The organism is Affinundibacterium nitidum (assembly GCF_014284155.1).
Taxonomy (GTDB): Bacteria; Pseudomonadota; Gammaproteobacteria; order Burkholderiales; family Burkholderiaceae_D; genus Undibacterium; species Undibacterium nitidum.
This window is the reverse complement of sequence record NZ_JACOFZ010000001.1, coordinates 342066-356838: the sequence shown is the minus strand read 5'-3', so window position 1 is coordinate 356838 and position 14773 is coordinate 342066. Positions and strand designations below refer to the sequence as shown.

The window sequence follows — 14773 nt, the reverse complement described above, 5'->3', positions numbered from 1 at the left end:
CATGACAAAAAAAAGCATTCGACTAGGTGACGTGGTCGATCGCTTTGGGGGACAGTTATTTGGAAACCCAGAGCAAGGCGTGGTTGGAATCGCACCATTAAGTGATGCCACTGAAGAACAGATCACCTTTCTTTCCAATCCCAAATTTCGAACTCAAGCGACTGCCAGCAAAGCAGTCGCTTTGATTTTATCTGAGGCAGATCATAACGCCATTGGTGACGCCTACATTGGTACGAGAATTATTACTGCAAACCCTTACGTTTATTTTGCCAAATTGGCGCAGTATTTTTTTGCACTCAATTCCGAACCAGTTGAATCAGGCATACATCCTTCTGCTTGGGTGAGTCCTCAAGCTACTGTTGCGGCATCCGCTTACATTGGACCTCATGCCTCGATTGAGGCCGGTGCGATAATTGGGGACGGGGCTTGGATAGGTGCAGGGGTCGCAATAGCCAAGCGCGTGGCCATCGGCGCACAAACTAGAATCAATGCGAATGTAAGTATCTATCACGATTGTGTGATCGGTGAACGCTGCGTGGTTCATTCAGGTGCAGTAATCGGCGCGGATGGCTTCGGTTTTGCAAATGAAAAAGGTAAATGGGTCAAGATTCCACAAACTGGCCGGGTGCTGATTGGCAATGATGTAGAAATCGGTGCCAATACTAGTATTGATCGTGGTGCCTTAGCGGACACCATCATTGAGAATGGCGTGATTCTCGATAATCAAATTCAGATTGGACACAACTGTCACATCGGTGAAAACACTGCAATGGCAGGATGTGTAGGGGTCGCAGGTAGTGCCAAAATTGGCAAGAACTGCACTTTTGGCGGCGCGGCAATGGTGCTAGGTCATCTGACGATCGCTGATAATGTCCACATCTCCTCGGGTAGTATGGTGTCACGCTCCATTCTTGAGCCAGGCCAATATACTGGTTTTTACCCACTGGCAAAAAATGCAGACTGGGAAAAGACAGCCGCGATTGTGCGTAATTTAGGTTCAATGCGGGACAAGCTGAAAGCAGTCGAAAAGGCTATCAAGCAGAATGAAGCTAACAGCAAAGATATACAAGGCTAAGCAAGACCGAACAATTTTGATTATTTAAATAAGTAAAGAAGCGTATGGAAAACATCAGCAAAACTTTGGATATCAATCAAATCAAACAATATCTGCCACATCGTTATCCGATGCTGTTGGTTGATCGTGTATTGACATGGGAAAGCGGCAAAACCATTACGGCAATTAAGAATGTTACTGCCAATGAAGAGTTCTTTAATGGACATTTTCCAAACAAACCTGTGATGCCAGGTGTATTAATGGTAGAAGCCATGGCGCAGACGGCGGCGATTTTGTCGTTTTTGACGATGGGGCAAAAGCCTGATGAGAACACCATTGTGTATTTTGTTGGTATTGATAACGTCCGTTTCAAACGCCCAGTAGGTCCCGGCGATCAGCTTAAAATGGATGTTGAAATTTTGCGAGTTGCTCGTGGTATCTGGAAATATAAAGCAGTTGCAACAGTTGATGGTCAACTTGCTGTCGAGGCAGAGCTGATGTGCACATTACGTACCGCGAACGACGAAGCAAAAGCAGCACCAACAGCAAGTCCTGAAACTCCAGTTGGAGAATAATATGGCTATTCATTCCACCGCAATTGTTGATCCTAAAGCGCAACTCGACTCTTCGGTAGAGGTGGGGGCATATTCAATTATTGGGCCGAATGTTCGAATCGATGCTGGCACAAAAATCGGCCCTCATGTGGTGGTCGAAGGACATACGACGATCGGCAAAGATAACCAATTTTTTCAATTTTCGTCGATTGGCGCCGCACCGCAAGATAAGAAATATGCGGGCGAACCTACTTTGCTAGAAATTGGCGATCGCAATGTCGTTCGTGAGTTCTGTACTTTTAACTTAGGCACCGTTCAAGATGGTGGTGTTACGAGAGTGGGTAGCGATAACTGGATTATGGCGTATGTACATATCGCACACGATTGTCATGTCGGTAATCGTACTATTTTTGCCAATAATGCGGCATTAGCAGGGCATGTACATATTGGCGATTGGGTTATCCTCGGTGGCTTCTCGAACGTTCATCAATTCTGCAAAATTGGTGCTCATGCCATGGTTGGCATGTCAACTAGCTTGACGCAGGACGTGCCGCCTTTCGTGATTTTGAATGGTAACCCTGCTGCGGCCCATGGCATCAATATCGAAGGACTGAAGCGCCGTGGTTTTAGTCGTGAGCAAATTTCCGCAATTCGTCAGGCCTATAAGACTTTGTATAAATCAGGCTTAACCCTCGATGAAGCAAAAGCAGCGTTGGACCAAGAAATTGCACAGGTATCTGCAGACGTTGCGCAGCATCTTCAACTGATGCGTAGTTTCCTCGATACTTCAACCCGTGGCATCGTGCGCTGATGCGCAACATCATTTCCTGAAGAGTTGACATTGACACGTCCGATTATTTCCATGGTCGCCGGGGAAACTTCCGGTGATATGTTGGCGGCTCGTTTGCTGACTGGTTTGCGTCCTCGCTTGACGGATTCGCTCATGCACGGCATAGGTGGTCCAAGGATGGCGGAATCGGGTTTTATCAGTGATTTTCCGATGGAGAAGTTATCGGTCCGTGGCTTGTTTGAAGTGTTGATGCATTACCGTGAAATTTCCGGTATTCGCAAGCGTTTGATGCAGCAACTTTTGGATGAGAAGCCCGACGTATTTATCGGTGTTGACGCTCCAGATTTCAACTTAGATTTGGAAATTCAGTTGAAGCAGGCTGGAATCCCGACGATGCACTATATTAGCCCATCAATTTGGGCTTGGCGCGGCGGTCGCATCAATAAGATCGCGCAAGCAGTTTCTCATATGTTGTTGATCTTTCCGTTTGAAGAAGAGATCTATCGCAAAGCAGGCATCCCAGCAACTTACGTTGGGCACCCATTGGCGCAGGTTATTCCGATGAATCCTGATGTTGCCGCAGCGCGAGAAGAATTGGGCTTAGAGCCCGATGCGCGAGTGGTGACTGTGATGCCAGGTAGCCGAATGTCTGAGTTGAAGTACAACACAGAAACCTTTATTCAAACTGCAAAGTTGCTTTTGGAGCGAGATCCTCATCTTCAGATCTTAGTCCCAATGGCAGGGCAAAAACAGCGAGCGTACTACATTGACCTTGTCCTTGAAGCAAAACTGGAAGATGTGCCTGTTCTATTGATGGACGGTAAATCTCACACCGCCATTGCAGCTGCGGATGCAGTGCTCGTTGCCTCGGGTACTGCATCACTCGAAGTTGCTCTATTCAAGAAACCCATGGTGATTGCCTATAAGATGATGGCAGCATCTTGGCATGTGTTAAAGCACATGGGCTATCAACCATGGATTGGCTTGCCGAATATCTTGGCGGAAGAGTTTGTCGTCCCTGAGTTCTTGCAATCGGCCGCAACGCCACAGGCGATGGCTGATGCGCTCTGGAAGCAGTTGAGTGACGACACTTTACGTCAAAGTCTACAACAACGTTTTATCGACATGCACCATAGTTTACTGCGTGATACGGCTAGTCTTTCCTCGCAAGCTGTACTAGATGTGATTTCGCAGCATAAACGTATTGCTTAAGCTCTAATTGAATACGGCGATATAGACGCGCTTGTTACACGCACATTTTTTATTTTATCTATGTATATTGATTCACATTGTCATATTAATTTTCCTGAACTTGCTCAGCAAATGCCAGCGCTTTTGCAGCGTATGCAAGAAAATGGCGTTACGCATGCCTTGTGTGTTTCAGTAGATTTACCTGATTTTCCTCAGGTATTGGCATTGGCAGAACAGTATCCACATATTTACGCATCTGTTGGTGTTCATCCTGATTATGAAAACACCGAAGACCCAAGCGCAGAGCGTCTTGTTGAACTCTCTCAACATCCAAAAATCATTGCCATAGGCGAAACAGGACTCGACTATTTTCGACTCAAAGGCGACCTCGAATGGCAGCGTGAGCGGTTTCGTCAGCATATTCGAGCTTCCCGAATCTCTCAAAAACCATTAATTATTCATACCCGTGCCGCCGCTGAGGATACGATTCGTATCATGCGCGAAGAAGGAGCTGGTATTGATCAAGGTGGTGTTGCGGGTGTGATGCATTGTTTTACTGAATCCTTAGAAGTTGCTTTGGCTGCAGTAGATATGGGATTTTATATTTCTTTTTCTGGTATTTTGACATTTAAGAGCGCGAAAGACTTGCAAGCAGTTGCTAAAGCATTGCCACTTGATCGTATTTTAATTGAGACAGACTCTCCTTATTTGGCGCCTGCACCGCATCGCGGGAAAATGAATGAGCCAGCTTTTGTGCGCCATGTTGGTGAGTTCCTTGCGGACCTGAAAGAACTACCACTTAAACAAGTGCAAGACGTTACCTCTCAAAATTTCTTTGACTTGTTCCGCCTCAGTAATCCTAAGGGATAAGAGCGCTGAAATGGATCGCTCACGTTCTAAAAACTCCTCTGAACAAATGAGTCACTTCAATCGAACGGCGTTTCAAGCCTTGCGCAAGATGAAGTCAGCTTTGCTGATACTCATAAGTATGCTGGTGGTGGGCGATGCTTTTTCACAAATATTGCAAACGATCAGTCCAGAACAGAAAAAAACAGAACAATTTCTGCAGGCCGCTCGTTTTGATAATGTGAAGTTGGTCAAGCTACTGACTGAACAAGGTTTAAACCCGAATGTAACTGAGGGCGATCGTGGTGAAACCGCATTAATGCTGGCTGTGCGTGAAGATTCTTATCAAGTTTTTCAGTACTTGATTTCTCATCCTGACATCAATCTTGATGCAAGGGCGAATAATGGTGATACGGCAATTATGCTTGCGGCCTACTTAGGTAAAGTGGACTGGCTTAGTGAATTGATTTTTGCTGGAGCACAAATTAATCAACCAGGTTGGACCGCTTTACATTATGCAGCTGCTATCGGCGATGAACAGATTATTGCAGTCCTACTTGAACACTCCGCCTACATCGATGCAGAATCACCTAATAAGACAACACCACTGATGATGGCAGCTCGTAAGGGCGATTTGCCACCAGTGAAATTGCTTGTGCAGGAGGGCGCGGATATCCATCTCCAGAATGCGTTGGGCCTAACGGCTCTTGAGTTTGCACAAGATGCGGAAATGCGTGTGGTAGCTGAGTACCTGCGTCAGCAAATGCGGCGTCAATAAGTTGTTTCATCCCATCGAATGGAGAGAAAAATGGAGACGAAGAGAAAATGAAAAGTCTACGATTTTTTCGTCATCTTATATGTTCGTTCTTGATTTTAATTATTGCTGCTTGCGGCACGCCAGAGCCTACTCCTAAGGCAAAGCCATCAAGCGAAGACTCGAATCTCAAAAAAGTGCAGAAGATTCCTGATAATTCGACTTCCCAGCAAACGACATCGCGCGCGAAAAATATCAGTGCTTACGAGCGCGAAATAGCGGTGCACATTTCTCAAAAGAATCCTGACAAAATATATGTATCGAATCCGCAGGCCTTGCTAAGATCAGTTGTAGTTCTTAAATTCAGTATCGACGCCAATGGAAAGCTGGTGTCACGAGAGCTAATTCGAAGCAACAAAGATAAAGAAACGGAAGCGACTGCAATGCAAAGTCTAGTCCGTGCTCAGCCTTTCCCAATTCCTCCAACAAGTTTTCTTAAACAAGGAAAACTGGAGATGTTGGAAACTTGGCTGTTCAATACTGATGGTCGATTTCAGTTGCGCACGATCGCCTTGCCTCAACGCGGCGAGTAATTGCTTTTACCTACCTACTCAAGGTTGAAGGTCCATTAAGTCTCGAGCAATGATAATTTCACCCGCAAAATACGGGCGTACGCCCTCAATCCAATCTTGATCACTAATGCTAGTGTCGCCGCCTGGTACAAAATGGGAGAGCACAAGTTTCTTCACTTTCGCTTCTGTGGCAACGCGTCCAACCTGTTCAAAATTACTGTGGCTCGCGAATAGGTGATCCTTCAATCGAGTGGCTTGCACTTCGCTCGCAAGAAGTTTGTCTAAAGCTTGGACGTGCATCACCTCATGTACCAAGATGTCAGCTTCTTGTGCAAGTTTGACCAAATTTTTTGAATATGTCGTGTCGCCAGAAATGACAATTGACTTGCCTTGGTGGTCGAAACGGTAGGCGAACGAGGGATTGACCGGTGGATGTACTACACGCGCGCAACTTACCTTGGTACGCCCATTGTTATACACCACTCCATCAGTGTCGATTTGGTGAGGGTAGATCATATTTGCCAAGCTGGCACGACCTTCATCTTGTATCCTCGTATGAATATCGTAGGCATTCATTTGCAGGAAAAGCTTGGTCATGCGAACTAAAGGTTTTGGCCCATAAGTATCTACACGATGGTTTAAATCGGCCGCCCAAGCTAGCAATATCAAGTTGCCGTAATCGGCATTGTGATCAGAGTGATGATGGGTAATAAAAATATGGCGTAGGGATGAAAGTTTTAAACCGGCTTTGACAAATTGTTGGGCGACGCCATTGCCACAATCGATCACAAAAGCTTCGCCATCGATCATAATCACCTGTGAGGGCGCCGCACGATTCTTCTTTGGTGTTGGGCCTCCAGCTGTACCTAGTAGAATCAGGTGCATGCCATTGGTATTGCTATTGTTGGACAGCCGCGTAGAGTTTGCTTGTGCAGCGTGCGCGATCAATGGAGTAAACGAAGTCTGGATGCCTGCCGCCGCACTGAGCGCGAACATACTGTGACCGATAAATTGGCGTCGATTGAGTTTGCTAATCATTGAAGACACAGGATAGTTAACCCGAGCATTGGTAAAAAAGTATTCTAAAGTAGATAATGCTACCCGACAATTGGAATCTTCAATTCGGGAGATCCCCTCCAGAAACTCGATTTCGTCTCTCTTTTTTGGGTTTCGTCGGATACTGAGAGCAAAATAGTTTGACTGATCGTATCCTGAACGCATCAAATTTATTTGGAGAACTTATGTTTGCTAGTTTCTTTTTCTTGGTGCGTACCGCAGCTGCCTGGGGAGCAGTCTGTCTCTTAGTGATGTTGTTTTTATTTGTCGGCATTGTCAAACGCGATCCCCCCGAGGTTTTTCAAATTCTGACCTTTATCTTGGTCGGCATTGCCATGATAGTGGCATTGTCACAAATCCGCCGTGTGCGATTGTTAGATCAAAAGCCAAGTTTGGAGACGCTGTCGAATCGCCATCGAAGAGTCATTGAAATGCCACTCAATGCCAACGAAGCGTTTGAGCTTTTGGAGGCGTCGATTCGCGACTTTCCAGGCGTCAGTCTGCTTGAGAGTGCTGCAGACAGTTTGCAAGTGAGAGTGCGAGTCAAACGTAGCGAAATGTTTTATCCAGACGTACAAACACTGCACCCCGCTTTGCGTTGGCTGTCGAGTGGCGACAATCAAATTTATGCGACAGTTACGCCAAACGGAGAAACGAGTGCCATTAGTCTCATCTGCGAACCGAAGAGGCCTGCATGGACCGATATGTTTATTCTCGATCATGCGAGCAATCTTGACAATGTCCTCGCGCTCACGCGTGCACTCAATCGGCGGCTTGGAGACTTGCGCAATATTGAGCGAGAAACAGTTAAACAATCTCTAACCGAAAAAGAACTTTCGGTCGCCAAGCTTAACCTGCTGCACGCGCAAGTAGAACCACATTTCCTGTACAACAGTTTGGCAAGCGCGCAATTGTTAACTCGATCCGATCCCGCTAAAGCTGATGAGATGTTGGGTAACTTGATCACCTATCTTCGACATTCGCTTCCTCGTACCGAGGATGCGGTCTCAAGTTTGGGTGAAGAATTGGAACGCACCAAAGCTTATCTCGATATTATGAAAATTCGTATGGGCTCACGTTTGAATGTGCAATTTGAAGTGCCGGATTATCTCAAGACAGTCCTAGTCCCAAATATGATGCTGCAAACATTAGTTGAGAATGCTATCAAGCATGGAATCGAACCGAAATCGGGTGGGGGCACGATCTGGGTGATTGCGAGGGCGCACGAGAATATGGTTGCAATAACAGTCGCTGATGATGGTCGTGGATTTAATGCGGAGAGCGCAGGAACTGGTATAGGTCTGCGTAATATACGTGAGCGTTTATCCTTAGCGTATGGTAGTTCTGCGCATTTCAGTATTGTCGCGAATTTCCCTTCGGGCGTGGCAGCGACGATCAGCTTGCCAACCAGTTTTTTGCGAGGAGAGCATTATGACTAAATGCGTCGTCGCTGAAGATGAAAGTTTGTTGCGTGAGGCCTTGCTCGAGCAGCTACAAAGTGCCTGGCCTAGCCTAGAGATCGTTGCTGCATGTGACGACGGTGCCAGTGCTTTGGAAGAAATTATCGAGCACCAGCCAGACGTCGTATTTCTCGACATTCGTATGCCGGGAATGAGTGGGATCGAGATCGCTACCGCGATGCGGCAAGCGAGTCCCCACACGCAAATCGTCTTTGTCACTGCCTACGATCAATATGCGATTGACGCTTTTGAGAAAGGTGCTATTGATTACCTTCTAAAGCCGGTATCCTATGATCGCTTATCCGCTACCGTATTACGTTTGCAAGAACGCCAGTCTCAGACCAATATGCAGGTCGGAAATGGACAGCAAACGATAGCGGCAGTCGCAGATCTTCTGATTAAGCTAGGCGGTACAGCGGCCGAAGGAATTCTTGGCTCTAATCAACGTCGCGAAAATCTTGTCTGGCTTACTGCGAGTTCAGGTACAGAAACCAAGTTAATTATGGTCGATGATGTTGCTTACTTTAAGGCCGATAATAAATATACAGTTGTCATGACAGCGGAGGGAGAGTCTTTACTGCGCAAACCTATTCGTGAATTACTGGATTTGCTCGACCCGAGTATATTTAAACAAATACACCGTTCCACTATCGTGAACTTTAAAGCGATTGCTTCGGTAGCGCGTGATGACGGAGGGAAGGGCATCGTTAAACTGAAAAATCGCGCTGAGACCCTCAGTGTTAGTCAGCCCTTCATGGTTTTGTTCCGCAATATGTGAGTTCTCGATGATGAACCTCTTTGGTGGTAACAGCAGATCTAAACTGACGGCTGAGTCTCAGTCTACGCCAATCAATTGGTGGCAGCGTCTATCTAGCGCTTTGAAAAACACACTTGCGAGACTCTTTGCGCTTTCTGCGGCAGTCGACTATGAGTTGTTAGAGGCGCGTGATGAACAAGGTTTATTCCAGTTTCCGCGCGGGCGTCAAAAGTACTACGGACTTGGTAGTTTGGTAGTCTTCTTCGCTGTGTTTTCGGCCTACGGTATGGGGCACATGCTGGCAAGTATGAGTCAAATTTCGACTGCTGGTGCAGTTATCGCTGGATTGATCTGGGGCCTTTTTCAATGGAGCTTAGAGCGTCAAATTTTAATCAGTATTCGGAGTGATGATGCGGTCTGGAGAAAAGTCTTTGGTTTGAGTTGGCGCGCGGGTTTAGCTTTTATGTCGGCTAGCGTGATGGTGTATCCATTTTTCGTAGAAAGTAATCGGGCCGAGATCGATGTGAAAGTGGGTGAGATTAGTCAGCAACGCATGCTCAATGCAAAGGAAAATACAGAACGAATCGTGAACCTCCCGCGTTTGAGACAAGAGCAAGACCAACAGCAGCAGAGCTTGCAACGACTGGAGATCGCGATGGCTCAAGAACCGCCCGATATTTTGAGTTATAGACAAATAGCACGGCAGTGTTGGAGCAGGTTTAAGGTTGAAGATGAGAAGCTATCGCGTCAATTAAGACCGCTCCGTTTACAGCGAGAAGGAAAAGGTGTCGATCTCACGTTGGATGCGCGAATTTCAGGGCTAGAACAAAAACGTGAAGCGGCTAAATCGATATGTAGCGCGTCGGATGTTGCGGTAAATCGTCACATTTCCGAGTGGCGAAAGTTGAAGCAACAGGAACACCTGACTATTACGCTCGAGCAAAAACAATTGCGCCAACAACTTCAAATCGCCAGTGATCGACAGCAAGCCTTGGTCACAAACCTGGATAGCAAGATTGATCTAGCTTCACGTTCCGGTTTTGCAGCGGATTTTTTGGCAGTGGCTAGCTTGGTCACTAAGGATAAATATAGACGCTTGCAATTGATTTGGTGGCTAACATGGTTTGTTGCGATCGAGTTGGTGGCAATACTAATCAAATTTGGTACAAAAACGGAACTCGATACTTATCTGTTATTGAGTGAGAAAAAGTTTGTGCTCGACGCCGAGCAGGAATATCGTCTGTGGCAAGAGCAACAAAATACAAGCTATCTGCGCGACTTTTCGCAACAGCAGGCGGAACAGGCGGCTTGGAGAAATCAAACTCCAGACTCTGCATCGGAACTTATCGCTTTGGAAGTCTCGCTGGCAAGAGAAAATACAAAACATATTTTGAAAAGTAAGGCTGATCTTGCGATGGCAAGGAGCTTGCTTGAGGCCGGAATTGATGAACTTAAACTGATTAGCGAGTTAAAATCACGGGCTGGACACGACGTTAAAATGCAGTCAAGTGGGACTTTAATTGATCAAATGTGCGAACGGGCACAACAAGAACTACATGCCCGTTATATGAAAGCTTTCGGCTATTGAATACCGTTTGCCAGGGGTGTCATTCGGTGAGCGGTTATTTGTATTCTACGATGGGCTACATTTTGTCCCCCATCGTAGAAAGTCGGTTACGCCTTGAAGAAACTATTCAAGGCATTTAGTACAGCATCTGCTTGTTCACTCATCATGGAGTGCCCACATTGATCAATGATTTTAATCTGTTTATTCACAATTAAATTCGAAAGACTGTTACTTGCTTTGAGTGGCGTCATCATGTCTTGCTTTGCCAACAGAAATAGAGTTGGACAAGTAACCTGTTGCGCTGCTTTCTCGCCATTGCTGTAGTTGTTGCATGCGCTGAAGTCGTTGAAGAACACTTGCTCTGGGTTGATCGCGGAAATCCTTTGCATCAGGCGCATGCTGGAATTCATCACTGAAAAACCGGGGCCCGGGCACGAGGGCTTATGTGAATTGGTGCTATGTGAAAAAATGTTCACCATATCGATCGCACTTTGTTCGTGGTTCTGTGAAGCGAAGAGCAGCGTGTCCGACACTTTCATAGGAAAAGCAGTGCCCAATAAAGCAAGCTTTTGTATGCGGTCTGGGGCCATGCTCGCTGCTTCTAGGGCAATCAATGAGCCCATGCTGTGCCCAGCAATAAAGGCTTGTTGTACGCCGCTCAATTCGATTAATTCAAGTAACCATTTAGCCATCGCTTCGACGCTATCTAACGCTGCGCCTTCACTTCGCCCATGACCGGGTAGATCAACTGCTAACACGCTAAATCCATGGTGTGCCAAGTAACGAGACTGCAAGGCCCAAACTGAGTGATCGTTCTGCGCGCCATGCACGAAAATTACTGTTGGTAAATTTGGATTGAATGCTTTCCCGCCAGTGTAGGCATACACGACTTTTTGTTGAATTTGTATGTGCATCTTACTTGCCTTTCTGTGCCATTTTCAAACCGCGAGTTAGATCTTCGATGAGATCGTCCACATTTTCTAATCCGACAGAAAGGCGTATCGTACCTTCGCTGATGCCCGAGGCAGCGAGTTGTTCTGCTGGGACTCGGAAGTGCGTGGTCGAGGCAGGGTGGATCACCAAAGACTTAGCGTCACCAACATTTGCTAGGTGAGAAAACACTTTGAGTGATTCCACGAAGCGTTGTCCTGCGGCCCGATCGCCCTTGATATTGAATGAAAATACAGATCCACAGCCTTTAGGTAGCAGTGCTTTAGCTAATTCGTAATCAGGATGACTCTCGAGTTCAGGGAAAGCGATTCCTTCAACTGCGGCATGGCTTGCTAGAAATTCGACAACGCGACGTGCGTTGGATACATGTCTTTCCATACGCATACCTAGTGTTTCGATCCCCTGCAAAATGGCGAAGGCATTATGTGGACTCATGCATGCGCCGAAATCACGCAAACCTTCACGGCGTGCTCGAAGTGAAAACGCACCAACGGTTGATTCCTCCGCAAACACCATGCCGTGAAAACCTTCATACGGTTCACATAGTTCTGCAAAGCGTCCTGTTTTCTCATAGGCTTTCTGCCAATCAAAAGTACCGCCATCGATCAGAACGCCACCAATAGCCGTACCATGGCCACATAAAAATTTAGTTGCTGAGTGAAATACGAGGTCCGCACCGTGCTCAATTGGCTGAAGCAAATACGGAGTAGTAAATGTCGAATCAACAAATAAGGGGATATGGTGTTCGTGGGCGATTGCAGCGATCTCAGGAATGTTCAACACATCTAGACCTGGGTTACCTAAGGTTTCGCCAAAAAAAACTTTGGTTTCAGGGCGAATAGCATCGCGCCATGCATCGAGGTCGCGTGGATCGACAAAAGTTGTCTCAATACCGAAACGTTTGAGTGTGTAGGCGAGTAAATTATGCGAACCACCATACAACGCTCTGGAAGCCACAATATGGGAGCCGGCACCAGCAATTGTGCTTAGGCCTAAGTGCAAGGCAGCCTGGCCACTGGCCACCGCAAGACCTGCAACACCATTTTCGAGTGCAGCCATACGTTCTTCCAAGACCGCATTTGTCGGATTACTGATGCGACTATATACATGTCCTGCACGTTCCATATTAAACAAGGAAGCTGCATGATCTGAATCTTTAAATTCAAAGGATGAACTGAAGTAGATCGGCGTAGCTCGCGCGCCGGTTGCAGGATCAGCGACTGCCCCTGCATGTAATGAGAGGGTTTCGAACCCAGGGTATTTTGGACCGCTCATAAATTGGTATTCTCCACAAGTGAATGGCGACATCGTACGCACTGCAGGGATATTTGAAAAGTCTTGACACCGCGGTACATTTGAAAAATACACAATTCTTCAAAATAATTGTGCGGATTGCAAAATTCTTGAGTCATATCACTAGATTTTTCATTCTGCATGCGATACATTGAGTGTAAGCCCATGCGCTCTATAGGAAGAGGTTTTCCTAAACCTACAGTGCTCATAAGAATTAACGGAGGACGACATGAAAGTTTCAGAAATTCTGCAGGTGAAGGGAAATATCCTTTTCACCATCACCCCAGATACGCCAATGAAGGAAGCTGTCAGCTTCATGGAAGAAAAAGATATCGGTTCTTTGATTGTGATGGAATTTGGTGATCTGGTTGGCATGCTGACTTTCCGTGAAGTGATTCGTGCGGTTCACAAAAATGGCGGTTCAGTTGGCGATGGTACTGTTCGTAAGTATATGGACGATCATCCAATGACAGTTACCCCTGAAACAGAAGTGAACGAGGTGCGTCGGATGATGTTAGAGAAGCATTCTCGATATTTGCCGGTAATGGATGCAAAGACCTTGATGGGTGTAATTTCTTTCTACGATGTTGCCCGCGCAGTGTTAGAAGCGCAGAGCTTTGAAAATAAGATGTTAAAGGCATACATCCGCGATTGGCCTGTCGAAGACGAAAAGGCAGAATAATGAAATGAGCCCACGCTAAACCGTGGGCTTTTTTTTGTCCCAAAATTTGGGGTTGTCGTTGCACGTAATGTAGTAGTCAATGTGGTCTGTAGTCACTTTTAGTTTCTTACTCAAAAAAACAAGGAGATAGATATGCATGTCGCCATCATCGGTGCGGGATTAGCAGGTTTAACTGCAGCTAGACAGTGTCAAGCGCAAGGGCATCAAGTGACGGTGTATGAAAAGAGCAGGGGTGTCAGTGGACGTATGTGTACACGACAAACAGAATTTGGTGGTTTCGATTTTGGTGCGCAGTACTTCACAGCTGCTTCTGAGCGTTTCAAGAAAGAGGTCAACGATTGGCGTAAGCTAGGATGGATTGCCGCTTGGGATAGTAAGCTCGTGGCCTTAGATCATGGCAATGTGGTTTCGCAGGCTGGCACGAAAAAAAGTCAACAACGTTTCGTTCCTATTCCAGGAATGAGTGCATTAGGACAGCAATTGGCTCACGGTGTCGATGTTCGATTAGAGCAACAAGTCCAAGCGATTGTGCCGCATGGCGAACAATGGCTTTTGTCGGTGAAATCTGATGAAGTTGCGGTACTTGCATCTGCTGGTCCATTTGATGCCGTTATTGTGGCAATACCAGCAGAACAAGCCGCTGTTCTTCTCAAAGATCACCCGCGTTTGGCGAAAACAGTAGCAGGTGTACATATGCAACCTTGTTGGGCATTGATGCTAGCGTTCCAAAATCCCTTGAACCTGGCTTACGACGGAGCTTGGGTAAATAACTCCCGATTAGCCTGGATTGCGCGTGACACGTCAAAGCCTGAGCATCGCGCTGGCGAGCGTTGGGTTTGTCATGCGAGTGCGGCTTGGAGTGTCGAACATCTAGAAGATGATCATGAGCGGGTCAAAGAGAAACTATCGAAGGCATTTCATGAGGCAACAGGCTCACCAGTGCAAGCGATACATGCCGTTGCTCACCGTTGGCGATTCTCACTTGCGGATCAGCCGTTAGCACAGACACATCTATGGGATGCACAAACACGGATAGGCGTATGTGGTGATTGGTTTGCTGGCGAACTTGACGGTGGCGGTAGAGTCGAAAATGCTTTCTTAAGTGCCCTTGAGGTATCAAAAGAGCTTCGTTGAGTAGTGATGGTGGCTCAAAAGAGAACAATCTCGTCGATTCAACATAAAAGTAACAAAAGAAGCGATCAATGTTGAAAATGCTTAAATCTGTTCAGAAGTTGACCTATGTCAT

The 14773-nt window shown here is 46.5% G+C and carries 15 protein-coding genes; 12 read left to right on the top strand and 3 right to left on the bottom strand.

Annotation, left to right across the window (positions count from 1 at the left end; translation table 11 throughout):
• Position 1: 1 nt before the first annotated feature.
• From lpxD to H8K36_RS01490, 7 genes are all read left to right on the top strand, one after another.
• A complete protein-coding gene (gene lpxD / locus H8K36_RS01520) occupies positions 2-1075 on the top strand; it encodes a UDP-3-O-(3-hydroxymyristoyl)glucosamine N-acyltransferase (protein ID WP_186915415.1) in 1074 nt (357 codons plus the stop codon).
• Between the two features lie 44 nt (positions 1076-1119).
• Positions 1120-1629, top strand: coding sequence for a 3-hydroxyacyl-ACP dehydratase FabZ (gene fabZ, locus H8K36_RS01515; RefSeq protein ID WP_186915416.1), 510 nt, complete (start codon positions 1120-1122; stop codon positions 1627-1629).
• Between the two features lies 1 nt (position 1630).
• Positions 1631-2419: an acyl-ACP--UDP-N-acetylglucosamine O-acyltransferase gene (gene lpxA, locus H8K36_RS01510; protein ID WP_186915417.1), complete on the top strand. Its 789-nt coding sequence runs from the start codon at positions 1631-1633 to the stop codon at positions 2417-2419.
• A 30-nt stretch (positions 2420-2449) separates the two neighbouring features.
• Positions 2450-3610, top strand: a complete 1161-nt coding sequence (lpxB, locus tag H8K36_RS01505) for a lipid-A-disaccharide synthase (RefSeq protein WP_255423105.1) — start codon at positions 2450-2452, stop codon at positions 3608-3610.
• Positions 3611-3670: 60 nt separating this feature from the next.
• The gene (locus H8K36_RS01500; RefSeq protein WP_186915418.1) at positions 3671-4459 is read left to right on the top strand and encodes a TatD family hydrolase; all 789 of its coding nucleotides are present in this window, start codon (positions 3671-3673) and stop codon (positions 4457-4459) included.
• 10 nt (positions 4460-4469) lie between these two features.
• Complete coding sequence (locus H8K36_RS01495; protein ID WP_186915419.1) at positions 4470-5213, top strand: ankyrin repeat domain-containing protein; 744 nt, start codon at positions 4470-4472, stop codon at positions 5211-5213.
• Between the two features lie 89 nt (positions 5214-5302).
• The gene (locus H8K36_RS01490; protein WP_230404266.1) at positions 5303-5782 is read left to right on the top strand and encodes an energy transducer TonB family protein; all 480 of its coding nucleotides are present in this window, start codon (positions 5303-5305) and stop codon (positions 5780-5782) included.
• An 18-nt stretch (positions 5783-5800) separates the two neighbouring features.
• Here H8K36_RS01490 and H8K36_RS01485 read toward each other — a convergent pair whose 3' ends face one another.
• Positions 5801-6799 (bottom strand): MBL fold metallo-hydrolase, encoded by a 999-nt coding sequence (locus tag H8K36_RS01485; RefSeq protein WP_230404265.1) that lies wholly within the window; start codon positions 6797-6799, stop codon positions 5801-5803.
• A 203-nt stretch (positions 6800-7002) separates the two neighbouring features.
• On the opposite strand from H8K36_RS01485, the gene H8K36_RS01480 reads away from it, so the two are divergent.
• The 3 genes from H8K36_RS01480 to H8K36_RS01470 are packed head-to-tail and all read left to right on the top strand — an operon-like array spanning position 7003 to position 10622.
• Entirely contained in the window at positions 7003-8256 is a 1254-nt protein-coding gene (locus tag H8K36_RS01480; RefSeq protein ID WP_186915421.1) for a sensor histidine kinase, read from the top strand.
• Positions 8249-9055, top strand: a complete 807-nt coding sequence (locus tag H8K36_RS01475; protein WP_186915422.1) for a LytR/AlgR family response regulator transcription factor — start codon at positions 8249-8251, stop codon at positions 9053-9055. Before H8K36_RS01480 ends, H8K36_RS01475 begins: the two co-directional genes overlap by 8 nt.
• A 7-nt stretch (positions 9056-9062) precedes the next feature.
• Positions 9063-10622, top strand: coding sequence for a DUF4407 domain-containing protein (locus H8K36_RS01470; RefSeq protein WP_186915423.1), 1560 nt, complete (start codon positions 9063-9065; stop codon positions 10620-10622).
• Positions 10623-10708: 86 nt separating this feature from the next.
• On the opposite strand, the gene H8K36_RS01465 is transcribed toward H8K36_RS01470, so the two are convergent.
• Both H8K36_RS01465 and H8K36_RS01460 read right to left on the bottom strand, forming a co-directional pair.
• Complete coding sequence (locus H8K36_RS01465) at positions 10709-11515, bottom strand: alpha/beta fold hydrolase (protein WP_186915424.1); 807 nt, start codon at positions 11513-11515, stop codon at positions 10709-10711.
• Position 11516: 1 nt separating this feature from the next.
• The gene (locus tag H8K36_RS01460; RefSeq protein WP_186915425.1) at positions 11517-12827 is read right to left on the bottom strand and encodes an O-acetylhomoserine aminocarboxypropyltransferase; all 1311 of its coding nucleotides are present in this window, start codon (positions 12825-12827) and stop codon (positions 11517-11519) included.
• Positions 12828-13074: 247 nt separating this feature from the next.
• Here H8K36_RS01460 and H8K36_RS01455 point away from each other — a divergent pair, with 247 nt between their 5' ends.
• Both H8K36_RS01455 and H8K36_RS01450 read left to right on the top strand, forming a co-directional pair.
• Positions 13075-13527, top strand: coding sequence for a CBS domain-containing protein (locus H8K36_RS01455; protein WP_186915426.1), 453 nt, complete (start codon positions 13075-13077; stop codon positions 13525-13527).
• A 132-nt stretch (positions 13528-13659) separates the two neighbouring features.
• Positions 13660-14661, top strand: coding sequence for an NAD(P)/FAD-dependent oxidoreductase (locus H8K36_RS01450; RefSeq protein ID WP_186915427.1), 1002 nt, complete (start codon positions 13660-13662; stop codon positions 14659-14661).
• Positions 14662-14773 lie beyond the last annotated feature (112 nt).

Excerpts from the sequence above, each read along its gene's own strand:
- lpxD (WP_186915415.1), top strand. The coding sequence starts at position 2 with ATGACAAAAAAAAGCATTCGACTAGGTGACGTGGTCGATCGCTTTGGG.
- fabZ (WP_186915416.1), top strand. The coding sequence starts at position 1,120 with ATGGAAAACATCAGCAAAACTTTGGATATCAATCAAATCAAACAATAT.
- lpxA (WP_186915417.1), top strand. The coding sequence starts at position 1,631 with ATGGCTATTCATTCCACCGCAATTGTTGATCCTAAAGCGCAACTCGAC.
- H8K36_RS01500 (WP_186915418.1), top strand. The coding sequence starts at position 3,671 with ATGTATATTGATTCACATTGTCATATTAATTTTCCTGAACTTGCTCAG.
- H8K36_RS01495 (WP_186915419.1), top strand. The coding sequence starts at position 4,470 with ATGGATCGCTCACGTTCTAAAAACTCCTCTGAACAAATGAGTCACTTC.
- H8K36_RS01485 (WP_230404265.1), bottom strand. The coding sequence starts at position 6,799 with ATGATTAGCAAACTCAATCGACGCCAATTTATCGGTCACAGTATGTTC.
- H8K36_RS01480 (WP_186915421.1), top strand. The coding sequence starts at position 7,003 with ATGTTTGCTAGTTTCTTTTTCTTGGTGCGTACCGCAGCTGCCTGGGGA.
- H8K36_RS01475 (WP_186915422.1), top strand. The coding sequence starts at position 8,249 with ATGACTAAATGCGTCGTCGCTGAAGATGAAAGTTTGTTGCGTGAGGCC.
- H8K36_RS01470 (WP_186915423.1), top strand. The coding sequence starts at position 9,063 with ATGATGAACCTCTTTGGTGGTAACAGCAGATCTAAACTGACGGCTGAG.
- H8K36_RS01465 (WP_186915424.1), bottom strand. The coding sequence starts at position 11,515 with ATGCACATACAAATTCAACAAAAAGTCGTGTATGCCTACACTGGCGGG.
- H8K36_RS01460 (WP_186915425.1), bottom strand. The coding sequence starts at position 12,827 with ATGAGCGGTCCAAAATACCCTGGGTTCGAAACCCTCTCATTACATGCA.
- H8K36_RS01455 (WP_186915426.1), top strand. The coding sequence starts at position 13,075 with ATGAAAGTTTCAGAAATTCTGCAGGTGAAGGGAAATATCCTTTTCACC.
- H8K36_RS01450 (WP_186915427.1), top strand. The coding sequence starts at position 13,660 with ATGCATGTCGCCATCATCGGTGCGGGATTAGCAGGTTTAACTGCAGCT.